This window comes from Aliisedimentitalea sp. MJ-SS2 (genome assembly GCF_032586155.1).
In the GTDB taxonomy this organism is placed as follows: domain Bacteria; phylum Pseudomonadota; class Alphaproteobacteria; order Rhodobacterales; family Rhodobacteraceae; genus JAWHTC01.
On sequence record NZ_JAWHTC010000003.1, the window covers coordinates 215,174 to 238,831 of the forward strand.

The following is a 23,658-nucleotide window of genomic DNA, read 5'->3' on the forward strand; positions in this document are numbered from 1 at the left end:
TTACGTGCGAGCGGAGGATTCGACTTCTGAGTGTCACTGAGTTCCGCGATCGCGACCGAAAGGTGTATGTGTGGCTGAGGTCACTTTTTGGCGGTGGTGACCTCGGCCTGGTAATCCTGCACGGCGAAAAAAGGTGCGCAGTGAATGCGCACCCCACGAGGTCAGGCGCGGTTGGCGGCGGTGTCGGCATCCATCAGCGGCACCCTCTCACCGGCGCGGATCACCGCCGGATCATAAGGTTTGCGGGAAAACACCTGGTGCACCATGGGGGCAAAGAACTCGATCGGCAGGTCGTCGTAATCGGGATCGAATGAGGACTGGTCCCAGCGTTCGCAGAAATCGGCGCAATCGTCGAAATAGGGGTGTCCGCGATGGCGTTCGCGCTTGTGCTGGTCCATGCCGGGAACCTTGTCGGCGTAGAACAACATCTGGAAATCGGCATGTTTCTCGACCGCCCAGGCGACTTGCTCACGCACGAAGGGGCGCAGGATCGCCGCCGCGTATTCGTCGTGGTTGTAGGGCGCGTAAATGTCGCCGATGTCATGCAACAGCGCCCCGACGACCCAGTCTGTATCGGCCCCGTCGCGCCAGGCCCGTGTCGCCGATTGCACCGAATGGCCGAGCCGGGTGATCTGGTAACCGCTCAAAGATTCGTCCAGCTCGACCAGTGCCTTCAGCAGGCGGTCGGCAGTGTGGCTGGCATATTCGGTCTCGTGTTCGGTCAGGAAGGCGTATTCCTCGGCGGTGCCGTCCTTCATCTGGGTGAATTTGACCTTTTCCATTGCGGCCTCCCTTCGGTGTTTTCCCGAAGCTGGCTGATTCCGTCGCGTCTTGCCAGCCATTTTGCGACATAAGGGTTTTCGCATTTGGGCCATTGTGGATAGCCTTGGCGCAAAGGGAGGGTGTTGCAATGGACGAGATCATCACGTGGAGCGCAGTTCGTACTGCCGAAGAAATTGCCAAGGGCCATGTCAGTGTAGCCGAGGTCACGCGGGCGCATCTGGACCGGGTTGATACCTGTGAGCCGGACCTGCGCGCCGTGGTCGAGCCGCTGGAAGAGAGCGCCATGGCGCAGGCCGAAGCGATGGATGCGAACCGGCCCGATCAACTGCCGCCGATGTGGGGCCTGCCGGTAACGATCAAGATCAACGTAGATTTTGAAGGGTTGCCCAATTCGAACGGGTTGCCGGCGCTGAATGAAACGCCATGTGCCGAGGATGCGCCGGTGGTGAGGAACGTGCGCGCAGGGGGCGCGGTGGTGATCGGGCGGACATCGACACCAGAGTTTTCTTTAAGGTTCTTCACTTCGAACCCGATCTACGGCCGGACGCTGAACCCCTGGGACAGCGCGCTGACACCTGGCGGGTCGTCTGGCGGGGCCTCGGCCGCGGTGGCAAGCGGCATGGGGGTGTTGGGCCATGGCAACGATCTGGGCGGCAGCTTGCGCTATCCGGCCTATTGCTGCGGTCTGGCAACGTTGCGCCCGTCGATGGGGCGGATACCGGCGTTCAACGCCTCGGCCCCAACCGAGCGGCCCGCGACCATGGCGATGATGAGCGTGCAGGGCATGATCGGTCGCCAGGTGGGTGATATCCGGCTGGCGCATGGGGTGTTGTCGCAGCGTTCTGCCGATGATCCGTTGTGGAACGCGGCACCAGATAGCGGGCGGTCGCGCGAAGGGCGGGCCTTGCGTGTCGGCTGGTGTGTCGACCCGTTTGGCGACGGGGTTGATCCGGGTGTCGCGGCGGCTGTCCACGAGGCGGTAGGCGCGGCCCGGGCCGCGGGCATGGAGCTGGTCGAAATCATGCCGCCGATGGCCGCCGAAACAGCGCAAACCTGGGGTGAACTTCTGAATGCCGAGGCGGCAGTATCGATGATGGATGCGATACGGACCATGGGCTCGAAAGAAGCACAGGGGGTGATTGACGGTTACGGCGAGATCTTCGGGGTGCCGGGGCTGGAAGGTTTCATGACGGCGCAGGCGCGGCGGATGACGGCAATCCGGCAATGGGGCCGGATGTTCGATGAAGTTGATGCGCTGATCCTGCCAGTGTCGGCGCAACCGCCGTTCCGGGCAGACCAGGACCTTGAAGGGACAGAGGCGCTGCGCGAGATCATGCAGGCGCACCGGTTCCTATATATCGTCAACGTGCTTGGGTTGCCGGCGGCCACGGTTCGCACAACGCAGGATGCGCCCGTTCCGTTGGGGGTGCAGATTGTCGGGGACCGGATGGATGACCTGGTCTGCCTGGATGTGGCGCAGGCGATCGAACAGGAATTGGCGTTTGATCTGGGTCCGATTGATCCGCGGTAGAGGGCGGCGCTTGGGCTTGAGCGGACTTTCGAATTGCTTTCGCAATCCGACCGTCTGGGGGCGCTGCCCCCAGACCCCCGAGGTGTATTCAGTCAGATGAGGGGGCGGGCGGGTTTGCTGACGGTCCGCGTGAGGCCAATACTTGTCAAAGAGGTCCAAGGCTGACTGTTTTTTCTAGCCGTAGATGTTGCCCGCCGATTTCTGTTGTTTGGCCCCGTTCATCATCACCTTGGCCTGCTCGCGTCGGATTTCCTCGTAAAGCGCGAGTGCGCGGGGCTCGAAAGGCCGTGTGGGCGGGGCGTAAGGGATGAAATTTCCGGTTCGGTCGGCGCCGCGCACAGGAATGGCGTAATCCTTGTCACCGACCTCTTGTGCGACGGAAGGTGAGACGTACCGGATCACGCAGGCGATGCGGCGATCATCGGTGGTGTTGGGCCCCGAACCATGGATGGTCAGCCCGTGATGCAGGCTGATCTGGCCGGGATGGATTTCAATGGCAGTCTTATCCTTGTCGGCCACGTCGACTGCGATCTCCTGTCCCCGGCTGAGCAAGTTGTTGTCATCGAACGTGTCCTCATGCGGCAGGATCGAATTCTTGTGACTGCCAGCGACAAAATCCATGCAGCCCGAGGCGGGTGTTGCGGACGAGAGCGCCAGCCACACCGTTACCATCCCGTCGGTGGCGCCCAGCCCCCAATAGGTCAGGTCCTGGTGCATCGACACGACGTGGCGGGTGTTCGGTTCCTTGATGAAGTATTCGACCCCGTAGATCAGGATGTCCGGCCCGATCACCCCTTCGACCACGTCGAGAATGCGCGGATCCGACCCGATACGGTGGCTAAGCGGCAGCACGCATTGCGAGTTGACCCGCTTGTAGGTGTTAAGCGGCAGCGGCAACCCGTTGTCACGCCAGGTCTCTTCGGTCTGTTCCAACTCGGCGCGCAGGGCGGCGGCTTCGGCGGCACTCATCACCTCGATGGGGAAAAGATAGCCGTCCTGCCAGTATTGTTTGACGAGGGCTTGCGGCAGGGCGCGGTTTTCAAGGGGCAGTGGGGCGGGCACTTCGCGGCTCCTTTCGTGGTTCTAGAAGGGAGCGTGGCGGCGGGAAACATGCGCGTCTTGCCGATCTGCGACAGGGTGTCGCAAATGGGCAAACTCAGGGCAGGCGGTCGATCTTGGTCGAGAGATGGATCAGGCTTTCTGACCCTTTGACACCGCGGGCCTCGGTGATCCGGTCAAGCGTTTCATCCAGCGCATCAGTCGAGGGCGCTGTCAGGGTGGCAATCAAGTCGAACCGGCCGGAGGTGGTCGAGACATGTTCGACGAGGGGCAGCGATTTCAGTCTCGCCAGCACCTCGGGCTGGCTGCGCGGTTCGACCGAGATCAGAACCGTGGCGCGGATCGAGGCCTGGCTGCCCGCGCCCAGTTTCAGGGTGTATCCGGCGATCACGCCGCGTGCTTCAAGCCGGTCGATCCGGGCCTGCACGGTGGTGCGGGCAAGGCCCAGCCTGCGCGCCAGTGTGGCCACCGGGCTGCGGGCGTTTTGCGCAAGTAGGGCCAGAAGGGCCTGATCTGTTTCGTCGGTCTGCATGATTAACCCAACAATATGACGAAAATTTCACGAGGAATAGCCTAAATGATGCATGAAATCGACAGGAAATCAGGGGAGATTGGGGGAAATCAACAGGTAAACCCAACGGTTGAGGCGCGCGATGTTCAGTTCAAACCCGATAGTAGACCCTCGTCCGCATTTGCGGCGCAACCGCCCGGATGCGGTGGTGATGTATTTTGATCCGGCCACCTTGCAGGCCACCGCGAAACGGTTCCAAGCCGGGTTTGCCGGCCTTGTGACCTATGCGGTCAAGGCCAATGCCACGCCGGTGGTCTTGGAAAACCTGGCCGCTGCCGGAATCCGCGCGTTCGATGTGGCCAGCCCGCGCGAAATGGACCTGGTGGCCGCGGCCGCCCCTGGGGCGAAGATGCATTACAACAACCCGGTACGGTCACGGGCCGAAGTGGCCAAAGGGATCGCGGCGGGGGTGGTGTCATGGTCGGTTGACGGGCTGGGCGAGCTTGAGAAGCTGGGCAAGCCACGGTTCGCGGGCGAAGAAGTGGCGGTGCGGCTGGCGCTGCCGGTAAAAGGGGCGTCCTATGATTTCGGCGCCAAGTTCGGCGAGACACCCGACGGCTGTGTGGATCTGCTGCAGGAGGTGGAGCGGCGGGGGTTTACCCCGGCAATGACCTTTCATCCCGGGACGCAATGTGCTGACCCGAATGCCTGGGGTGAATACATCCGGGTCTGCGCCGCGGTTGCGCATCGCGCCGGGGTGCGGCTGGCGCGGTTGAACGTCGGCGGTGGTTTTGCCGCGCACAGGTTCGGGGCGGCCCCCGATCTGGAAGCGATTTTTGCGACCATCGCCGCAGAGACGCGGGCTGCCTTTGGCGATCAGGCACCTAAGTTGGTGTGCGAACCGGGGCGGGCGATGGTGGCCGAGAGCTTTGTCCTGGCGACTCGGGTGAAGGCGCTGCGCGAAGATGGGGCGGTATTTCTGAATGATGGCATTTACGGTGCGCTGTCCGAGCTGCGCGACATTGGCCCGACCGACCGGGTGTTGGTGGTGTCGCCCGAGGGTCAGGACCGGCGCGGCGCGCTGATGCCGCGGATGATATTCGGTCCCACCTGCGATAGCCTGGATTGCCTGCCCGCCCCTGTCGCCCTGCCCAAGGACATCAGGGAAGAGGATTATGTGCTGTTTTCCGGTATGGGGGCCTATTCGCTGGCGATTGCCACGGCGTTCAACGGCTACGGCCCGGCGCAGGTGGTGACGCTGTTGGGCGGGCCGGAAAAAAAAGCTGGCGCAGCTTAACCCAATTGCAAACAATGCCGCCGATGCTGTGTCCTGTGCAAGGGTGACGTTTGACACGGTTGGTTGCGTAACCATTGACATTGCCGCCCGGTCACGAGGGCGGCCAGACGGTTTGTATCGAGGCGGTACAGGGTGACAGTGACCCGTTTGTGCGGGGTGGCGGCACCGTCATATTGCGGCTTGCTGCCACCCAACCTGCGCCCCGCGGACGATGCGGCAATGACGATCACGGGGAATTTCATGGACCGTGTGGGCAATGCGGGGGATCATCCCGGGCAGCATGCTACGACAATTGGGAAATTCGATGCTCCGGTGGTTACGCCCCTGGAGACGCGACCGGGGCACGGTCCTGCCGCGTGGTCGCGGTGCGATGGTTCACGTGATCGTGCTGGATGGGACCATGTCGACCTTGCATCCGGGATGTGAGTCCAATGCCGGGCTGACCTATCGTCTGCTCACGCGGATCGGCGCGCCCGTGTCGGTCTATTACGAGGCGGGGGTTCAATGGCGCGACTGGCGCTCGACCGGTGACGTAATGATGGGGCGTGGCATCAACCGGCAGATCCGTCGCGCCTATGGCTACCTGGCCTCGCGCTATCGTCCGGGGGACCGGATTTACCTGTTTGGATATTCGCGTGGGGCCTTTGCGGTGCGGTCGCTTGCCGGGGTGATCGACCAGGTCGGGCTGTTGCGTGCCGAATGCGCCACGGAACGCAACGTGCAAACCGCCTATCGCCACTATCAGGCCGAACCCGGCGGTGACGTGGCCGAGGCCTTTACTGCTGCGCATTGTCACGGCTCGGTCAAGATCGAGATGTTGGGTGTCTGGGATACGGTCAAGGCTCTGGGCCTGCGGTTGCCGATCCTGTGGCGGTGGTCGGAGCAGGCGCATCGGTTTCACAACCATCACCTTGGGGCGTCGGTTCGGCATGGCTATCATGCCCTGGCGCTGGATGAGACCCGCGAGGCCTTTGCCCCGGTGATGTGGACCTGCGAGGAAAACGAGGGCGAAGGCCATGTCGAGCAGGTCTGGTTTCCTGGCGCGCATAGTGATGTTGGGGGACAATTGGGTGGGTTTGACGCGGCGCGGCCATTGGCCAACCTGTCGCTGGTGTGGATGATGGAACGGGCCGAAGCCCATGGCCTGCCCTTGCCCATGGATTGGCGCGCGGCGTTTCCCACCGAGCCGACCGCACCTTCGGTGGGAACCTGGATGGGCTGGGGCAAGCTGTTTCTGATCCGCAAACGCCGTGTGGTCGGGGCGGACCGGTCAGAACGCCTGCATGAAAGCGTGGCACAGCGTGACGTGATGCGGGCAGAGGCCGAGGCCGCTGTTTGAAGGGGACAGGGCTGGTTATGGTCCCCGAGCGGCCGTTGGCTAGTCAATGCCTGCGTGGGTCAAGCGCCTCTGCCCGCCGCGCAGTCGCCGGAATTGACCCGCCAGGCGATGTTGATAGGAAAATCTGCCGGGAGGGGCGCGCAGGCTGTGCTGGCGATATAGAGAGGCGTGAAACGCTGTGAGTCCGCGTCGATTTTGCGAGGAAAAAGCGACCCTCACCAACGTTTGATCGCCACTCTAAGGTCTGGCGATTGTGCGTCTTTGCGAGCGTTTTGCCAATGCCCGCTTCAGGCTCCCAACCTGTTTCTACGGCAGAGGTTGGTCCTGATTCAGTTGACCAATTCGCGGGGCACGACGAAATCAACCACCTCGCCCGAATGGAAGGCGGCATCGTCCCAACTATCGACCGGCAGGTCGGTCACCAGCGTGGCGCCGGTGGGGTATTGGTGGAACTTGTCGTGATCATGCGGTGCGGCCAGAATCCGGTCGGCGAAATTGGCGCAACCCGGGTTGTGGGTGATGACCAGAACCGTTTTTCCGGCCCCGTTGTCGCGCAGGCTTTCGAGGATGACGCCGGTGGAGGCATGGTAGAGATCGTCGAGGTACTTGGTCGGCACGACGCCCAGCTTGAGCCCATCGAGAGTTTCGCGGGTGCGGATGGAACTGGAGCAGAGCACGATGTCGGGCTTGTAATCGTTCTCTTCCAGCCATTTGCCGAGTGCCACCGCCGAGCGGCGGCCACGTTTGTTCAGCGGGCGTTCCTTGTCCTCCCAATCGGGATTGTCCCAGCTGGATTTGGCGTGGCGCATCAGGATCAGGCGGAGACTCATGCAAAGGCCCTCATGTGGAAAGCGGATTGTGCCGGAAGTCTGCCATAGGAGCGGGACACGGGACAAGCACGCCGAACAGCGCAGCCCTGCGTCATACAGTCTTGCCCCCGATCGGTCTTGATGTGGTCGCGGCAGGCCTGCACCTGATAGTCGCCTGCGCCCAGAGCGCCGATCGGGCAGGCGGAGAGGCAGGGTTTTTCCGTGCAGCTGTCGCAAGGATTTGCCAGCGGGCCGGGCAGCGGCTCGTCACCGGTGATGATGACGGCTCCGCGAAACGACACCATCAATCCGGCCTCGCCATGAACCAGCATGCCGACCGGCGAGATCCATGCACGACCGGATCGCAGGGCCCAGTCCTGAAACGGCGGGTAGGGTGGGCCGTCGGAGGGAAAGATCGGGGCGCCGCCCCATTCCTCGGCCAACTCGGCGATGACCCGCTCGGACCAGCGATCCAGCGGATCCGGCTTGCCGTCGTCGTATTCCGGCTGGGTAGTGAAATGGGCCCAGAAGCCGGGTTCATTTGGACCCAGAAGCAGGATGGTATGGCCACGATCACGAAGCCCGCCCATAGTGCGCAGGGCGTGGATTTCCGGTTCCGGCGAAAATGTCACTTGTTTCGGAAGGGCAAAAGCAGAGCCCAGCCCAGTTTTGACGGTTTGTCGTCGCGCCATCTCAGACCGATTTCCATGCCTTCGTGGCCCTTGTCCGGCTGAGCGGTATAGGTGCGAAATAACCGGTCCCAGATCGACAGGGCAAAACCGTAGTTGCTGTCATGTTCGGCGCGCAGGGTGGAATGATGCACCCGGTGCATGTCGGGGGTGACGAGGACAAGACGCAGCCAGCGATCCAGCGCCGGGGGCAGGGCCATGTTGGCGTGGTTGAACATGGCGGTGCCGTTGAGGATGATCTCGAACAGGATGATGGCGAGGGCTGCCGGGCCGATCAGGTAGACAAGGCCGATCTTGAGCAGCATCGAGAGGGCGATTTCAACCGGGTGGAAGCGGATTGCGGTGGTCACGTCGATGTCGCGATCGGCATGATGCACCTGGTGCAACCGCCACAGGATCGGGATCTTGTGGGTGATCAGGTGCTGGGCCCATATGGCAAAATCGAAAAACAGCACCGCAGCGGTAATCTCAATCCATATCGGCCAGTCGAGCGTGTTGAGTAGGCCCCAGCCATTGACGCTTGCGTCCACAGCCGCACCGACGGCGAGAAGCGGCATTGCCAGCGCCTGTGCCAGGCCGCGCAAGGTGACGGCGTTGAGAACGGTCATTCCCCAGTTGGTCGTCCAGCGGGTGGCGCGCGGCTGCGTCCTGTCGCGCCGCGGCGCCAGGGCCTCGAGCGTGGCGAAAAGGGCGAAGAGGCCGAGGAAGATCGAAAACCGGATGAGCGCTTCGTTTTGCATGGCGGATCGGGTCACACTGTTTCGCGAATTAGGCTGCCGGCACCGTGCTCGGTGAAAAGCTCGAGCAGCACCGCGTGCGGCGCACGGCCATCGAGGATGACAGCGGCGCGGACGCCACCTTCGAGCGCATGCAGTGCGGTTTCGGTTTTCGGGATCATGCCGCCGCCGATGGTGCCGTCCTTGATCAGGGTATGGATCTGGCTGGCCTCGAGATCAGTCAGCAGCGCGCCGGACTTGTCCTTGACGCCTTCGACATCGGTCAGAAGCAGCAACCGGTCGGCCTTGAGCGCGGCGGCAATGGCACCGGCGGCGGTGTCGCCGTTGATGTTGAAGGTTTCGCCGCTTTCACCCCCGCCAAGAGGCGCAATCACGGGGATCGCGCCGGCCTCGAACAGCTGGTGCAGGATGGCGGGGTTTACCGCGGACGGGGTGCCGACAAAGCCAAGTGCGGGGGCGGTCGGGGTGCAGGTGACAAGACTTGCATCCTTTCCCGAGAGGCCCACGGCGGTGCCACCTTGGGTACCGATGGCCTGAACGATGCGCTTGTTGACGCGACCCGACAGGACCATTTCCACCACTTCCATGGTGGCGGCATCTGTGACCCGTTTTCCGTTGACGAATTCGGACTGGATGTCGAGACGTTTCAGCATTTCATTGATCATCGGGCCGCCGCCATGGACGATCACCGGGTTCACGCCGACCTGACGCAGCAGCACCATGTCGCGGGCAAACAGCTCCATTGCCTCGTCGCTGCCCATGGCGTGGCCTCCCAGTTTCACCACCACGATGGCGCCGGTATAGCGCTGCAGATAAGGCAGGGCCTCGGACAAGGTCCGGGCGGTGGCAATCCAGTCGCGTTTCATGTTCTGCTGTCTCATGTCTGGTCCGGGGTCGTTGTTAAACCTTGCTTTACGCCTTTCGCGGGATGGTGCCAAGCCACTGGTCAATCGGACCGCAATGGGGGATGCTGGAACAAACCCACCGTCAGAGAGGGAGCTTGAGAGAGATGCAGAAGAAAACAATGCTTTTGACCGGGGCCAGCCGCGGGATCGGACATGCCACGGTGCGGCGGTTCAATCGTGAAGGCTGGCGGGTAATTACCTGTTCGCGCCACCCGTTTCCGGCGGAATGTCCCTGGGGTGGCGGCGCGGAAAACCATGTCGAAATCGATCTGAGCGATCCCAAGGACACGATGCGGGCAGTGGAGGACATTCGTTCACGCCTGAATGGCCGGCTGGACGCGCTCGTCAATAATGCCGGCGTGTCGCCAAAAGGACCGGAAGGCGAACGTTTGAATACACTGACCACCGATCTTGCGGATTGGGGCAAGGTGTTTCATGTCAATTTCTTTGCTTCCGTTGTTCTGGCGCGAGGGTTGAAAGAGGAATTGACCGCTGCCAAGGGAGCAGTGGTGAACGTGACGTCTATTGCAGGTAACGAGGTGCATCCCTTTGCAGGGGCAGCCTATGCCACGTCGAAGGCGGCATTGAAGGCGCTGACCCGCGAAATGGCGCATGATTTCGGACCGATGGGGGTGCGTGTCAATGCAATCGCGCCGGGCGAGATCGAAACCGCGATCCTGTCGCCGGGGACCGAAACGCTGGTTGAGCAGATCCCGCTGCGCCGATTGGGTCAACCCGAGGAAGTGGCGGCAACGATCTTTTTCCTGTGCACCGATGCTTCCTCTTACATTTCCGGCACAGAGATCGAGATCAATGGCGGGCAGCATGTTTGAGGTTGCCTGATCAAAATGTGCGCTACCGCGCGCTCTTGTCCAGATGGGGGCGAGGCGACGAGCAATCTGGGATCGCGGCACCTGCTGATGGTTTGGAAATGAGTATTTGTGTCAAGAAAGAGCAGGGATGTTTGCTCTTTCTTGATCGAAATAGTCCTGTGTCTGCGTCTAGATCAGACTGGCGATTATGGCGCGCAGGGTCTCGATGCCGTCACCCTTTTCCGACGAGGTAAGCACCAGTTCGGGATAGGCGGCGGGATGTTTCGAGAGCCTCTCGCGCACCTGCTTCAGCACACGTTCACGGTCTTTCAGTTTGACCTTGTCAGACTTGGTCAGCACGCATTGGAAAGTCACGGCGGAGCTGTCGAGAAGGGACATGATTTCCTCGTCCACTGGTTTGATGCCGTGGCGGGCATCGACCAGCACGAAGGCGCGGCGCAGCGATGCGCGGCCCGAGAGGTATTGTTTCAGCAGTTTCTGCCATTTTGCAACCACTGCGACCGGCGCGTTGGCAAAGCCATAACCGGGCAGGTCGACAAGGTAATGGTCGGGCTCGATCGAGAAGAAGTTGATTTCCTGGGTGCGGCCGGGGGTGTTAGAGGCCCGGGCCAATCCGTTGCGACCGGTGAGCGCGTTGATCAGGGAAGATTTGCCGACGTTTGAGCGTCCGGCAAAGCAGATTTCGATCCGGTCGGCGGGGGGCAGGCCGGACATGGCAACCACGCCTTTGATGAACTCGGCCGTGCCGCCGGCAAACAGCTTGCGGCCTTTTTCGCGAGTGATTTCGTTGGGCTCTTCGGCCAATGGAAAGGCAAGTTGCATCAGGTCAGCACCTCGATCTGGTCGCCTTCCTGCACATGGCCGGATTTGGTGACCTTGAGGTAAATGCCGAAATTGGAGTGGCCATAGGCCTCGCGCAAGGTGCCCAGCGTGTCGGCGTCACGTTTTCCGGTTTCGGGATTGGCCTCGGTCATGCGGCAGCGCCCGACGGGTTCGACCACCTCCATCTCGGCCTTGCCGATACGGATGGTGTTGCCGATGAGATCGAATTCTTCCCAGGGGGCCAGACCGTCAACGAGGAAATTGCCGCGCCAGCGCAGCGACGAAATCTCGCGCCCCAGGCGACCTTCCAAGGCGCGGTGCGAGGCCAGGTTCATCAGCGAGATCGACTGGTAGCCGGTATCGGTCATCGCCTCGTCCGGCGCGCGGACAAAGCGCGACGGCAGGAGCTTGGCGCCAAGCGAGATCGGCATAACCCATTGGATGAATTCGCAGCCATCGCCGTGATCTGCCGGGTTGATCGTGAGCGCCGGACGGTCCGGGTGAAAGAAGGTGATCGAACGAAACGCCGGATCGGTCATGCATTCGATCTGTTGCAGCCGGGGGCTTGAGGCGCCGCGTGAGAAATCGCCCGGCGGGTTCCAGCCGGGGCGCTCGACGTCAAAGCACGAGCGTTCATGTGCAATCGCCCAGACCCTGTCCCATGGCATGGCCTTGCCCTCTTCGAGCGTGACCATGTCGATCCGTTCGCGGCCATGGGCCTTGACCGGGTGGCGCCAGATCTGGGCGAGGTGCGCCGTCACGCGCTGTCCCCACCGTCGCGCTTGAGGCTGGAGCGGATGTTGCCGAACACGTTCGGTTTATAGCCGTGGCTGCGCATGATCAGGTATTGCTGGGTGAAGGTGATCACGTTGTTGGCGATCCAGTAGAGCACCAGGCCGCTGGCAAAGCTGCCCAGCATGAACATGAAGACCCAAGGCATCCAGGCGAAAATCTGTTTTTGAACCGGATCGGTGGGGGCCGGGTTCAGTTTCTGCTGCAGCCACATCGAAACGCCGAGCGCAATCGGCATGATGCCGAGGAACAGGATCGCCATGATCGAACCTGGCTCGGGGCCGTCCCAGGGCAAGATGCCGAAAAGGTTGAAGAGCGAGCTGGGATCGGGTGCGGAAAGGTCGTTGATCCAGCCGACCCAGGGCGCATGGCGCAGCTCGAGTGTGACGAAGATCACCTTGTAGAGCGAGAAGAAGATCGGGATCTGCAGAAGGATTGGCAGGCAGCCCGACGCCGGGTTGACCTTTTCCTTCTTGTAGAGCGCCATCATCTCCTGTTGCAGCTTCTGGCGGTCGTCGCCGGCCGTCTCCTTGATCTTCTCCATCTGCGGCTGAAGCTCGCGCATCTTGGCCATGGAGGCATAGGATTTGTAGGCCAGCGGGAAGAGAATGACCTTGATCACCACCGTCAGGGCGATGATCGCCCAGCCCATGTTGCCGATAAGGCCATTGAGCCAGTGCAGCAGGGCGAACATCGGCTTGGTCAGGAAGAAGAACCAGCCCCAGTCGATCGAATCGAGGAAGCCCTTGACGTTATGCTCGTTCTCGTATGTGCGGATCGCGGCCCATTCCTTGGCACCAGCAAAAAGGCGTGAAGAGACTTCGACCCTGGTCCCAGGGGTGAGTTGTTGCGTCGATTGTACCGTCTCAGTCTGGAAAATATTGCGGCGGTCGTCGTATTTGGTAACCGATTTGAAAGCGCCGTCGGCTGGGATCAGGGTTGTCATCCAGTAGTGATCGGTAAAGCCGATCCAACCGCTTTGTGTGACGCGAGTGACCTCGGCTTTGGCACCTTCGTTCGGGTCGAGCGGGTAATCGACGATGTCGTCATAGTCGATCTCGGCCAACTCGCCGTCGGCCATGGCGACAACGCCTTCGTGCAGGATGAAGAAGTTCTTCATGTCGGCGGGTTCGCCGTGGCGGGCGAGGATGCCATAGGGGGCCATGGACACTGTGTCGTCCGAGCCGTTTTCAACCGACTGGGTGACGTTGAACATGAACTTGTCATCAACCGAGATGGTACGGCGGAAGGTCATGCCCTTGCTATTGGCCCAGCTGAGCGTGATCGGGCTCGAGGGTGTCAGGCTGTCGCCGTTTTCCACCGACCAGAGCGTATTGGGGCCGGGGACGTCCTCGGGGGCGAGGCCTGCACCGGGCGCCCAGCCATAGAGCGCATAATAGGCCTGGTCGGTGCCGAAGGGCGACAGGAGGGTAACGATGTCCGACCCTTCGTCCAGCGTGTCGCGGTAATCCTTGAGCGACAGTTGGTCGATACGCCCGCCCAGAAGCGAGATTGTGCCGGTGACCGAAGGGGTTTCGATTTTGACGCGCGGAGCGGTTTCCAGCGCCGAGGCGGTGTCGTCCGAAGTGGCGGGCGTCGCGCCTGCCGGGGCGTCGGCCACCGGGCCACCGGTTGCGGGGGTTTCGGCGGTGGGAGTGGTGCCTGTGGCTGCGGTGGTCGCGGCCGGATCAGTGGGATCAACCGGCGGTTCGGGCGGCGGGAACATGATCGACCAGCCGATGATCACCAGCATCGACAATGCGATGGCGAGGATGAGGTTCTTGTTCTGGTCTTCCATCTTGGGCCCACGCGCTTGGTTTTTCGGGTGGGGCCGGTTCAACAGCCCATGGGCACAAAGGTCAAGCTGTTATTGCCGTGCCGGGGCGGATTGCGGCGAAATCAAACAGGAAACTCGCGGGCTAGACGCCGTGTGGGCGTGACAGTGCCGGGTTGGAGATGGAATCGCTTTGGACGCGTCACCCTGATTTTCGGCCAATCGAGGGCGCTTGCGCCAGTTTGGCCTCGTGCCGGGTGATCCAGTCGATGGTCTGGTCGAACGGCATCGGTCGGGCGATACCGAATCCCTGCACATGACGGCAACCCAGCTGGGCCAGCATGGCGTGCTCCCCGGCGGTTTCGACCCCTTCGGCCAGGGTTTCGAGGCCCAGCCGATCAGCCATCGACAGGATCGCCGAGACCATGCGCTGTTGCTCGGGGTCCTGATCAACATGGGTGATGAAACTGCGGTCGATCTTGATCCGTTCGATGGCAAAGCGGCGAATGGCCGAGATCGAGGCGTACCCGGTACCGAAATCATCCAGGTCGATGCGACAGCCCATGGCCGCCAGGGCGGTGATGTTGCGGGCGGCTGTGTCTTCGGGCGAGCCTATGACGACGGTTTCCAGCACCTCTATGGTCAGCCGGTCGGCGGTCAGGTCGAACCGGTCGAGATCCCAGCCGATCTTGTCGGCGAGCTTGGGATTGCGCAGCTCCTTGCCGGTGAAATTCACCGCGACGCAGGGCACCGTGACCTCGGCACTGTCCCAGGCGGTGACCGCCTTGAGCGCCCCGTAGAGAATGATCTCGCCGAGACGCTCCATCTGATCGGCGCGTTCGAGAAAGGGCAGGAACTCCCCCGGCGGGACGATGCCGCGTTGCGGATGGATCCAGCGGGCCAGCGCCTCGAACCCGGTGACGCGGCCGGTATCGGTTGAAATCTGCGGCTGGAACCAAGGCGCAATCTCGCCGTTTTCAAGTGCCATCAGGGCGTCATCGCGCAGGGTTTCCCGGCTTTCGCGGACGTGGCCCATTTCTTGTGAATAGACCCGGATGGCCGAGGGCCCGGCGCGCAGGGCCTCGTCCAGGGCGATCTGCGCCCCCTTGATCATGCCGCGCCCGGTTTTTTCGGGGCTGCGCGTGGACAGGCAAAACCCGATCCCGGCCGAGAGGTAGACGGTGCCGCCCGCAAGCGCGATCGGCTCTTCCAGGGTGGTCTGGAGGCGGGACGAGAGTTGAATGGCCACTTCGAGATCGAGATTTGGCACTGCCTTGAACGCGACGCCGAATGTGCCCTGGCCCATCCAGGCCAGGTGGTCGCCGTCGCGCAGGGCGCCGCGCAGCAGCGCGGCGCATTTTTCCAGGACCTGGTCCCCGGCGGTGGCGCCCTGGCGGTCGATGAATGTTGCGAAATCCTCGATCCGAAGCAGCAGGCAGCCGGTCTTAAGGCCGCGTGTCTGGGCCTGGGTCAGGGCGATTTCAAGTCTTTCCTCGATTGTGTCGGCCAGCGGCAGGCCCGTGACCATGTCGATCGGCCCTGTAATGCCGGCCAGTGGCGGATCGATATCACCAACAAGCAGGACCAGAAGCGGAATCCCCAGGGCCACGACCACAAGCCCGGTCTCGCCGGCGGTCCAGTAGGCCCCAAGCGCCAGAGCCGGCAGAAGCGCCAGCGCCTGCGGACCGCCCAACAGGCGGTGCAGGACGGTGCGGCCACTGGTGACGAGGGTTTTGTCGCGAAAATCGCCGTTCCGAAGACCCATGTCCTTTTCCCTTGCTGCTGGCCCCGTGTCGTGGGGGTGCGCCACCTTAGGCGCGGCACTCTCAACAGGGGCTTAACGGCGGCCGGGATTTCCCGACACGAAAGGGAAGCGTGCGGGCCTGGGGGAAACAGATGGTCGCAAAATGTGCGACGGGTCGGGACTGACGAGGATCAAGCGGCGCTCATCCAGAGATACGGGGCCGTGCGGCCCTGCGTGACGCAGGTGCGTGCCTGCGACTATCGATTGCCGGTCGGGTTGGTCGTGAGCCCCTGGAAATCGAACAGTTTGGGATCGAGCAGGTGGCTGGGCCGGGCATTCATCAGGGCGCGGAACATCACCTGGCGTCGACCCGGCGCGTTTTTCTCCCAACCATCAAGGATCGCCTTGACCTGCTGGCGTTGCAGCCCGTCTTGTGATCCGCACAGGTCGCAGGGGATGATCGGATAGGCCATCGCGGTGGCGAACTTCTCGCAATCGGCTTCGGCCACGTGGGCCAGCGGTCGATAGACGAACAGGTCTCCCTCTTCATTCACCAGTTTGGGCGGCATCGTCGCCAGACGCCCGCCATGGAAGAGGTTCATGAAGAAGGTCTCAAGGATGTCATCGCGGTGATGGCCCAGCACCACCGCGGTGCAACCCTCTTCGCGGGCAATACGATAGAGATTGCCACGGCGCAGGCGCGAACAGAGCGAACAATAGGTCCGGCCCTGGGGGATCTTGTCCATGACGATGGAATAGGTGTCCTCGTATTCGATCCGGTGCGGTACCTGCATTCGTTCCAGAAACTCGGGCAGAACCGTGGCCGGGAACCCCGGCTGACCTTGGTCGAGATTGCAGGCCAGAAGCTCGACCGGCAGCAATCCACGCCATTTCAGTTCGTGTAGAATGGCAAGCAGCGTGTAGCTGTCCTTGCCACCCGAGAGGCAGACCAGCCATTTTCCCCCGGGCTCAATCATGCCGTAATGTTCGACCGCCTCGCGCACGTTCGCCACCAACCGCTTGCGCAGTTTCTTGAACGCGGTGGATTTGGGCGCCCCGGTAAACAGCGGGTGGATATCGTCGGTTTCGTCCAGCATGGGCGGCATATCGCATGTGTGGGCCAAGGGGGAAAGGGCCGAAATGATCCGGTAATTGTGATGCACAGCCCCGTGACAGGCGCGCACGAATCCAGTATTGAGGCGGAAACCTGCAATTTTGGAGCGCGAACATGGCTGAACATAAACACGGTGAAATGAACACTTTCGTCCAGGAAAAGACCTTTGACGGGTTCATCAAGTTCACGACCAAGTCGGTGATCGCAATTGGCGTGATCTTGATCGTGCTGGCCCTGATCGGGGCCTGATCGAAGGTCGAAATTGCCGGTTCCGACGGTGCATTGAGCCGGGGCAGGCGGTAGGGTTTCTGGTGCCAAAACAGGTACATGTCGGGGGTTTAGCATGCACAAGACGCTTCTTGCCGTTCTGGTGATGGGGGTTCTGGCGGGATGCGCCGCCGATCCGGTCTGGGCACCCGAGGAAGACGTTCAGCGGGTGAAATACCGCGAACCGGGACCGGCGCGGCTGACCCTTTTTACCATGATCAGCAACGAAACTGGTGCCGGTGGGCATTCCTCGCTGATGGTCAACGGCTCGCAGCGAGTGATTTTTGACCCGTCTGGCAGCTTCGTGCACCCGGTGGTGCCGGAACGCAATGACGTGCTGTTCGGGATCACGCCGAAAATCGCCGACATCTATACCCGCTATCATGCGCGCGAAACCTGGCATGTGGTCGTACAGGAGCTGGATGTTAGCCCCGAAGTGGCTGAGCTGGCGCTGAAACTGGCGAAGGAAAACGGCGCCGTGCCCAACGCCTATTGCGCCCATTCCACCAGTGGTATCCTGCGGCGGTTGCCGGGGATGGAGGGGTTGCGCCAGGGCATGTACCCAGTCAAGCTTGCCGATCAGTTTCGTCAGGTCCCCGGGGTACGGGAATCGGTGCTGCATGAATATGACAGCGACGATAATTCCCGCCTGCTTGAGGCGTGGGATCCCGAACGGTTCGCCAAGACCAAGAAGCAGTAGGATGCCACCCCGCCCGACAGGCGTTGCCACACCAGGCGATTGCTCATGGCAATCTGCCGGGAGGGGGCGAAAGAACGTATCGGAACGTCAGCCCAGAGCGTAGAGCAGTGTATAGAGCACGGCCGCTCCGGTCAGGATTGCCACGAGCACATTGCGGGTCAGCAGCCCGGCGGCCAGAGTCGCCGCGGCGGCGGCTAGGCGGGCCGGATCGGTTTGTTCGCCGGTTGCCGCCGGCCACAGGATCATCGGGGCGACCAGGGCCGGAATCACGGCCACGGCGGTGTAGCGCAGATGGCGTAGAATCCAGAGCGGGATCGTGCGGTTGCCGATCACCCCGAGAAACAGGAAACGCAGCAGGTAGCTGCCCAGCCCCAGCCCGAGGATGACGATCCAGAGTGTCAGCTTGTCGATGGCCGGATCGGCGGTCATTGCGCCATTTCCCGGCGGATGCGCGTTTCGGCCTGCGCTTCGACCCGGGCCCCTGCGATCATTCCCCCCATCCCTGCGATCAGGAGGCCCAGATCAAAAGGCACCCAGGCCAGGGTCAATGCCAGAACAACGGCCACTAGCGCCGCCGCCAGGTGGGCGACGGTGCGCAGCATCGGTGCGATAATCGCCAGGAACGTGATCGGCACGGCAAAATCCAGGGCAAATTCCGGCGGAATCTGCTTGCCAATCAGACCGCCGACCAGAACTGCACCGATAAACAGTGGCAAAAGCGGTGTGCAGGTCCCGAAATAGAAAGCCAGCTTCTGGCGCATGGTCCAGTGCGGATTTTCATCAAAGGCCGTGGTTGCGCAGGCAAAACTCTGATCGACGATCGTATAGGCGGCCAGGGCGCGAATCCAAAGCGGGGCTGCCCCGAAATGAGGTGTCAGGGCGGCCGAATACATCGCCAGCCGCAGGTTCACGGCCAGGGCCGATATGAGCACGATGATGGTCGGGGCGTGTTCCTGCATCAGCTGCAACGCCGTGAATTGGGCCGCCCCGGCAATCACCGCCAGCGAAAAGGCCAGCGTGTCGAAAATCGTCAGCCCGGCCTCGGTCGCCACCACGCCGAAAAGCAACGCAAAAGGCACAATGACAAGGATAAACGGGGCGCTTGTCCGGACACCGGCCCAAAAGGTGGAATTAACTCTGGCAGGCGGCATGGGAAGACCATAAATTGAAAGTAATACAAATGGATACTCGTTTGAGGGGAAAACTTCAATTGTCTGCTCGCCTTGACGTAGGGGAACTTCTGATCACGCCGGACCCGGATGCGCCCCGTTTGACCCGGGCTGTCGAAGGGGTCGACCATATGGGTCAGCCGGTAGAGACTCGCGTGGTGGAAGAACGCCCGTTGACGATATTTCTCAATTCCCGCGAGATCGTAACGGCCATGACCATCGGTGATTATCCAGAGTACCTGGCGTTGGGATTCCTGCGCAATCAGGGCATGCTGGGCGACAGCGAAGAGGTCACCCGGGTCGACTACGACGAAGAACTCGACACCGTGGTGGTGCGCACGGCGCACGAAACCAGTTACGAGGACAAGCTGGCACGCAAGACCCGGACAAGCGGCTGTGCAGTCGGCACGGTGTTTGGCGACATGATGGAGGGGCTCGACAAGGTGGAATTGCCGGGGGGCGAGGTGCGGACCTCGGAGCTCTATGCGCTGTCACACAAGATCAACCGGATCCCGTCGCTGTATCTCGAGGCCGGGGCGATCCACGGCACGGTGCTGTGCCAGCGGGATCGGCCGCTGGTCTACATGGAGGATGTGGGCCGGCACAACGCGGTCGACAAGATCGCGGGATGGATGTTTTCAGAGAAAGCCGAGGCAGGGGACAAGATCCTCTACACCACCGGGCGGCTGACTTCGGAGATGGTGATCAAGACGGCGCTGATGGGCATTCCGGTGCTGGCGTCGCGCTCGGGTTTTACCGCCTGGGGGGTGGAAATTGCCCGGCAGGTCGGGTTGACCCTGATCGGGCGGCTGCGCGGGCAGAGGTTTGTCTGTCTCAGCGGCGAGGAGCGGCTGGTCTGGGATGCGGATGTGGGAGCGGTCCCCGAGGAAGATGGCAAGCATCGGCGCAAGGGGGCGGGCAAGGGATGAGCGAAGCGGCTTTCGAGGCGGTGTACAAACCGACACGAACCGAGATCCGCAGGGGATTGCAATCGGCCCATCGCGCCATTTTCAATGGTTGGTGGCGGGTGGCCTATCTGGCAAGCAGTTTCTGGCGTGGTGCGACCTATGCAATTGCGGGCTTTGTTCTCTCCTTCATGGTGATGGGGTGGTTTGGGGTGACGTTGAATGGGGCGACTGGCCTCTACTACGGAGTGGCGATTTTCATCGCGGTGTTGCCATTGGTCCTGCAACGCGTGCTTGCTGCGCGCCATGTGGATGCCTATTGCACCGCCCGGATCGTGCAGGGCCAACGCCTTCGGCTTGATGCAGGCGGTATCCATCTCGCCAATGGCCGCAGTCACAGTCATTTCGACTGGCGCGATATTTCGCAAGTGATCGTGGGCAGGAAGATGCTTGTCGCCGTTTATGGCAACCAGGGGCTGGTGGTCCCGGATCGTTTGTTTGCCGCGCAGGGCGGTGATGTGGCCGAGTTTAAAACCGCTATTCTAGGGTGGTACAAGGAAGCGAGGGCAGGGCTGTGAAAAAAAGTGGCGGACTAAAAGTCTTCGAAGAGTTTTGCCAACAGTTTTTGAAAACTCTTGCCGCGCCCGTTGTCGGGAGCAGAGAATGAATGCACCGCTTGGAGTTATCCTCGCCGGAGGTCTTGCGACCCGGATGGGCGGCGGCGACAAGGCGCTGCTGCCTTTGGGGCAGGGCACGCTTTTGTCCCACGTCGTTGACCGTCTGGCACCGCAAGTGGCGGGGATGGCATTGAATGCCAATGGCGATCCCGAACGCTTCGCCGCGTTTGGTCTGCCGGTGCTGGCAGACAGTATCGACGGCTTTGTCGGGCCGCTGGCCGGGGTGCTGGCGGGGATGGACTGGGCGGTTGAACAGGGGGCCGAGACGATCGTAAGCGCCGCTGCGGACACGCCGTTTTTTCCGACCGATCTGGTGGCACGATTGCAGGAGGCCGCAGTCGGTATGGAAAACCCGCTGGTTCTGTCGCGGACCGAAGATGGCCGGCAGCCGACTTTTGGTTTGTGGCCCGTGGCTTTGCGCGATGATCTGCGGGCGGCTCTGAACGGGGGCCTGCGCAAGGTGGTGATGTGGACTGATGCCCATGGCGGGCGCGAGGCAATGTTTCCCGACGCCACGCCTGCACCGTTTTTTAACGTGAACACGCCAGAGGACCTTGAGTTGGCACAGGGCTATCTGGAGGGGGCGGCATGAAGGTCTTTGGCGTTGTCGGCTGGAAGAACTCGGGCAAGACCGGGTTGATGGAACGGCTGGTGCGTGAGTTCACGGCGCGTGGACTGCGGGTGGCAACGTTGAAACATGCCCATCATGCGTTCGACGTCGACCAGAAGGGGCGCGACAGTCATCGCCATCGGATGGCGGGTGCGGCGCAGGTGATGCTGGCGTCGTCCAAGCGCTGGGCACTGATGAGCGAAATGGGCGACGATCCGGAGCCGTCGATGGGAGAGCTCTTGGGCAAGCTGGACCCGTGCGACCTTGTGCTGGTCGAGGGCTACAAGCGGGAAAGCCATCCCAAGATCGAGGCGCATCGGGCCGAGACCGGGCAGGACCTGATTGCGCCGGGGGATGCCAGCGTGCGGGCGGTGGCGAGTGACGCGGCGCCCGAATTGGATCGCCCGGTGTTCGATCTGGACGACACCTGCGCGATTGCGGATTTCATCGAGGCGGAGCTGGCGCGTGAAACAGAGGTTTGACACGTTCATCATGGTCGACTGGTCCGGCGGCAACGATCGCGGGGCCAAGCCCAAGGCGGATGCGATCTGGACCTGTGTGGCGGGCGAGGCGGCTGTCTATCATCGCAACCGGAACTCGGCCGAGGATTGGCTGCGCACGCGGATCGGTGAAGAAATCGACGCGGGTCGCCGGGTGCTGGCGGGGTTCGACTTCCCGTTCGGCTATCCAAACGGATTGGCGCGGGCGTTGGTCGGCAAGGATGACCCGCTGACCCTGTGGCAGTGGTTTGCCGACCGGATCGAGGATGACCCCAAAGGCAACAACCGGTTCGATGTCGCCGGGCGAATCAATCGGCTGTTTGACGGCACCGGGCCGTTTTGGGGCAATGGGTTGAAACGGGACGTTGCCGGATTGCCCAGGAAGGGGCGGGCGCGGGACTGTGATGCCCTGCCGGAATGGCGTCTGGCCGAAGCCCGTGCCAGGGGGGCGTTTTCCTGCTGGCAGATGGCGGGGGCCGGTTCGGTCGGCGGGCAGATGATGATGGGCCTGCCGGTGCTGTGGCGGTTGCGCGAGGCGTTTGGCGCAGCGGCCTGGCCGTTTGAACCACTCGACGATGCACCATTGGCGCTGGTCGAAGTCTGGCCCTCGCTTATTCGCAAGGCTGTGGCCGAGGGGCAGCGGGAGGGCGAGATCAAGGATGCGGCGCAGGTGCGGGTGCTGGTGGCGGCGATTGCGGCGCTGGACCCGGACGTGCTGGCCGAGATGCTTGCTGTCGAGGAGCCGCAAGCACGGGAAGAGGGCTGGATTTTTGGGCTGGGGTATGAGCCCGCGTTCGAAGCCGCAGCGCGGCAGGCACTGGCCCTGAAACCGCCTGCCTTGAAGGATGATTGTTTTGCCCTGCCGCCGGGGGTGGATTGGGCACCGGTGGATGATGCGCTTGCGCTGCTGGAAAACCGGTTGTCGCCGGTCACAGCGACCGAGGTGCTGCCGCTTGAGGCGGTGTTGGGGCGGACTCTTGCGGCACCAGTGGTGGCAAAACGGTCTAACCCGCCGCTGCCCAATACAGCGGTGGACGGCTATGGGTTTGCCCATTCCAGCCTGCCCGAGGGCGATCCGGTTCTTCCGCTGGTGGCGGGCCGGGCTGCGGCGGGGATCAGGTTTGACGGCACGGTTCCGCCGGGCCACGCGATCCGCATTCTGACCGGGGCGGCATTGCCGGAAGGGGTCGATACGGTGGTGCTGCAAGAGGACGTGCAACTGGGCGCCGGTGAGGTGGCGTTTCGCGCGGGCGTCCGGGCCGGGGCCAACACGCGATGCGCCGGCGAGGATGTGGAGGCGGGGCAGGAAATTTTGGCCGAGGGCCGTGTGTTGACCGCGCCCGATCTGGCCTTGATCGCGGCGACGGGCGGAGCGGGTGTCACGGTGCGCAAACCGCTCAAGGTGGCGGTGGTCTCGACCGGGGACGAGCTGGTCGATCCAGGTCAGCCCGCCGGGCCGGGGCAGATATTCGACGCCAATCGCCCGATGCTTCTGGCGCTGATCGAGCGCGCGGGCCATGTGCCGGTGGATATGGGGCGGGTGCCGGACAACCGCGCCAGCCTGCGGGCGACGCTGGACGAGGCCGCCAGAACCGCCGATGCGATCCTGACCTCGGGCGGGGCCTCGGCTGGGGATGAGGATCATGTCTCGGCCCTGTTGGGGCAGGCTGGCGCCATGGCGCTGTGGCGGATGGCGCTGAAACCGGGGCGGCCTCTGGCGCTGGGCCTGTGGAACGGGGCGCCGGTCTTTGGCCTGCCGGGAAACCCGGTGGCGGCGATGGTGACCGCGTGTGTCTTTGGCCTGCCGGCGCTGGGGCTTCTGGCCGGACGGGGATGGCGCAAGCCGCAAGGGTTCCAGGTGCCGGCGGCGTTCGCTAAGCGCAAGAAGCCGGGGCGGCGTGAATACCTGCGTGCCCGCATCCGCGACGGCCGGGTCGAGGTGTTCAAATCCGAAGGCTCGGGTCGGGTCAGCGGTTTGAGCTGGGCCGAGGGGCTGGTGGAACTGCCCGACGGGGCGCTGGTGGTGGAACCGGGCGATCCGGTAACCTATATCCCGTGGAGCGGTTTCGGGATCTGAGGACGGTTTTGCGT

25 protein-coding genes are annotated in these 23,658 nt (G+C 62.5%); 11 read left to right on the plus strand and 14 right to left on the minus strand.

All coding sequences use genetic code 11. From position 1 onward, the window contains the following. Positions 1 to 161: 161 nt before the first annotated feature. Positions 162 to 782, minus strand: a complete 621-nt coding sequence (locus RXV86_RS13595) for an HD domain-containing protein (RefSeq protein WP_316300732.1) — start codon at positions 780 to 782, stop codon at positions 162 to 164. A gap of 128 nt (positions 783 to 910) precedes the next feature. Between RXV86_RS13595 and RXV86_RS13600 the strand changes: the two genes are divergently transcribed. Then, complete coding sequence (locus RXV86_RS13600; protein ID WP_316300734.1) at positions 911 to 2,314, plus strand: amidase; 1,404 nt, start codon at positions 911 to 913, stop codon at positions 2,312 to 2,314. A 174-nt stretch (positions 2,315 to 2,488) separates the two neighbouring features. Here RXV86_RS13600 and RXV86_RS13605 read toward each other — a convergent pair whose 3' ends face one another. Beyond that, entirely contained in the window at positions 2,489 to 3,376 is an 888-nt protein-coding gene (locus RXV86_RS13605) for a phytanoyl-CoA dioxygenase family protein (RefSeq protein WP_316300736.1), read from the minus strand. 94 nt (positions 3,377 to 3,470) lie between these two features. Beyond that, entirely contained in the window at positions 3,471 to 3,905 is a 435-nt protein-coding gene (locus RXV86_RS13610; protein ID WP_316300738.1) for an Lrp/AsnC family transcriptional regulator, read from the minus strand. Between the two features lie 121 nt (positions 3,906 to 4,026). Between RXV86_RS13610 and RXV86_RS13615 the strand changes: the two genes are divergently transcribed. Both RXV86_RS13615 and RXV86_RS13620 read left to right on the plus strand, forming a co-directional pair. After that, positions 4,027 to 5,181, plus strand: coding sequence for a type III PLP-dependent enzyme (locus RXV86_RS13615; protein ID WP_316300740.1), 1,155 nt, complete (start codon positions 4,027 to 4,029; stop codon positions 5,179 to 5,181). Between the two features lie 304 nt (positions 5,182 to 5,485). Further along, positions 5,486 to 6,520: a DUF2235 domain-containing protein gene (locus RXV86_RS13620; RefSeq protein ID WP_316300742.1), complete on the plus strand. Its 1,035-nt coding sequence runs from the start codon at positions 5,486 to 5,488 to the stop codon at positions 6,518 to 6,520. Between the two features lie 329 nt (positions 6,521 to 6,849). Here the strand turns inward: RXV86_RS13620 and RXV86_RS13625 are convergent, their stop codons facing one another. The 4 genes from RXV86_RS13625 to argB are packed head-to-tail and all read right to left on the minus strand — an operon-like array spanning position 6,850 to position 9,636. Next, a complete protein-coding gene (locus RXV86_RS13625) occupies positions 6,850 to 7,350 on the minus strand; it encodes a histidine phosphatase family protein (protein WP_316300744.1) in 501 nt (166 codons plus the stop codon). Continuing rightward, positions 7,347 to 7,961: a ferredoxin gene (locus RXV86_RS13630; protein ID WP_316300746.1), complete on the minus strand. Its 615-nt coding sequence runs from the start codon at positions 7,959 to 7,961 to the stop codon at positions 7,347 to 7,349. The genes RXV86_RS13625 and RXV86_RS13630 overlap by 4 nt, the downstream gene beginning before the upstream one ends. Beyond that, positions 7,958 to 8,758: a sterol desaturase family protein gene (locus RXV86_RS13635; RefSeq protein ID WP_316300748.1), complete on the minus strand. Its 801-nt coding sequence runs from the start codon at positions 8,756 to 8,758 to the stop codon at positions 7,958 to 7,960. Before RXV86_RS13635 ends, RXV86_RS13630 begins: the two co-directional genes overlap by 4 nt. 11 nt (positions 8,759 to 8,769) lie before the next feature. Next, positions 8,770 to 9,636 (minus strand): acetylglutamate kinase, encoded by an 867-nt coding sequence (argB, locus tag RXV86_RS13640; protein ID WP_316300750.1) that lies wholly within the window; start codon positions 9,634 to 9,636, stop codon positions 8,770 to 8,772. Positions 9,637 to 9,764: 128 nt separating this feature from the next. Here argB and RXV86_RS13645 point away from each other — a divergent pair, with 128 nt between their 5' ends. Continuing rightward, positions 9,765 to 10,493, plus strand: a complete 729-nt coding sequence (locus RXV86_RS13645) for an SDR family oxidoreductase (protein ID WP_316300752.1) — start codon at positions 9,765 to 9,767, stop codon at positions 10,491 to 10,493. A gap of 168 nt (positions 10,494 to 10,661) precedes the next feature. Here RXV86_RS13645 and yihA read toward each other — a convergent pair whose 3' ends face one another. The 5 genes from yihA to ttcA form a co-directional block, all read right to left on the minus strand. Further along, complete coding sequence (yihA, locus tag RXV86_RS13650) at positions 10,662 to 11,315, minus strand: ribosome biogenesis GTP-binding protein YihA/YsxC (protein ID WP_316300754.1); 654 nt, start codon at positions 11,313 to 11,315, stop codon at positions 10,662 to 10,664. Further along, positions 11,315 to 12,076, minus strand: coding sequence for an MOSC domain-containing protein (locus RXV86_RS13655; protein ID WP_316300756.1), 762 nt, complete (start codon positions 12,074 to 12,076; stop codon positions 11,315 to 11,317). Before RXV86_RS13655 ends, yihA begins: the two co-directional genes overlap by 1 nt. Then, on the minus strand, positions 12,073 to 13,905 hold the full coding sequence (gene yidC, locus RXV86_RS13660) for a membrane protein insertase YidC (protein WP_316300758.1): 1,833 nt from the start codon (positions 13,903 to 13,905) through the stop codon (positions 12,073 to 12,075). Before yidC ends, RXV86_RS13655 begins: the two co-directional genes overlap by 4 nt. A 178-nt stretch (positions 13,906 to 14,083) precedes the next feature. Further along, the gene (locus RXV86_RS13665) at positions 14,084 to 15,646 is read right to left on the minus strand and encodes a bifunctional diguanylate cyclase/phosphodiesterase (RefSeq protein WP_316300760.1); all 1,563 of its coding nucleotides are present in this window, start codon (positions 15,644 to 15,646) and stop codon (positions 14,084 to 14,086) included. Positions 15,647 to 15,882: 236 nt separating this feature from the next. Further along, complete coding sequence (ttcA, locus tag RXV86_RS13670; RefSeq protein WP_316300762.1) at positions 15,883 to 16,722, minus strand: tRNA 2-thiocytidine(32) synthetase TtcA; 840 nt, start codon at positions 16,720 to 16,722, stop codon at positions 15,883 to 15,885. 131 nt (positions 16,723 to 16,853) lie between these two features. Between ttcA and RXV86_RS13675 the strand changes: the two genes are divergently transcribed. After that, on the plus strand, positions 16,854 to 16,988 hold the full coding sequence (locus RXV86_RS13675) for an aa3-type cytochrome c oxidase subunit IV (protein ID WP_316300765.1): 135 nt from the start codon (positions 16,854 to 16,856) through the stop codon (positions 16,986 to 16,988). Positions 16,989 to 17,082: 94 nt separating this feature from the next. Further along, entirely contained in the window at positions 17,083 to 17,706 is a 624-nt protein-coding gene (locus RXV86_RS13680; RefSeq protein ID WP_316300767.1) for a hypothetical protein, read from the plus strand. 87 nt (positions 17,707 to 17,793) lie between these two features. On the opposite strand, the gene RXV86_RS13685 is transcribed toward RXV86_RS13680, so the two are convergent. Together RXV86_RS13685 and RXV86_RS13690 are read right to left on the minus strand one after the other, a co-directional pair. Next, on the minus strand, positions 17,794 to 18,135 hold the full coding sequence (locus RXV86_RS13685; protein WP_316300769.1) for an AzlD domain-containing protein: 342 nt from the start codon (positions 18,133 to 18,135) through the stop codon (positions 17,794 to 17,796). Next, a complete protein-coding gene (locus RXV86_RS13690) occupies positions 18,132 to 18,857 on the minus strand; it encodes an AzlC family ABC transporter permease (RefSeq protein WP_316300771.1) in 726 nt (241 codons plus the stop codon). The genes RXV86_RS13685 and RXV86_RS13690 overlap by 4 nt, the downstream gene beginning before the upstream one ends. A 29-nt stretch (positions 18,858 to 18,886) precedes the next feature. Here RXV86_RS13690 and RXV86_RS13695 point away from each other — a divergent pair, with 29 nt between their 5' ends. From RXV86_RS13695 to glp, 5 genes are all read left to right on the plus strand, one after another. Further along, a complete protein-coding gene (locus tag RXV86_RS13695; RefSeq protein WP_316300775.1) occupies positions 18,887 to 19,804 on the plus strand; it encodes a formate dehydrogenase accessory sulfurtransferase FdhD in 918 nt (305 codons plus the stop codon). After that, complete coding sequence (locus RXV86_RS13700) at positions 19,801 to 20,358, plus strand: YcxB family protein (RefSeq protein ID WP_316300778.1); 558 nt, start codon at positions 19,801 to 19,803, stop codon at positions 20,356 to 20,358. Before RXV86_RS13695 ends, RXV86_RS13700 begins: the two co-directional genes overlap by 4 nt. An 85-nt stretch (positions 20,359 to 20,443) precedes the next feature. Continuing rightward, entirely contained in the window at positions 20,444 to 21,049 is a 606-nt protein-coding gene (gene mobA / locus RXV86_RS13705; RefSeq protein ID WP_316300780.1) for a molybdenum cofactor guanylyltransferase MobA, read from the plus strand. Continuing rightward, positions 21,046 to 21,549, plus strand: coding sequence for a molybdopterin-guanine dinucleotide biosynthesis protein B (gene mobB / locus RXV86_RS13710; RefSeq protein WP_316300783.1), 504 nt, complete (start codon positions 21,046 to 21,048; stop codon positions 21,547 to 21,549). Before mobA ends, mobB begins: the two co-directional genes overlap by 4 nt. Positions 21,550 to 21,559: 10 nt before the next feature. Further along, positions 21,560 to 23,644, plus strand: a complete 2,085-nt coding sequence (glp, locus tag RXV86_RS13715; RefSeq protein ID WP_316301085.1) for a gephyrin-like molybdotransferase Glp — start codon at positions 21,560 to 21,562, stop codon at positions 23,642 to 23,644. Positions 23,645 to 23,658: the final 14 nt, after the last annotated feature.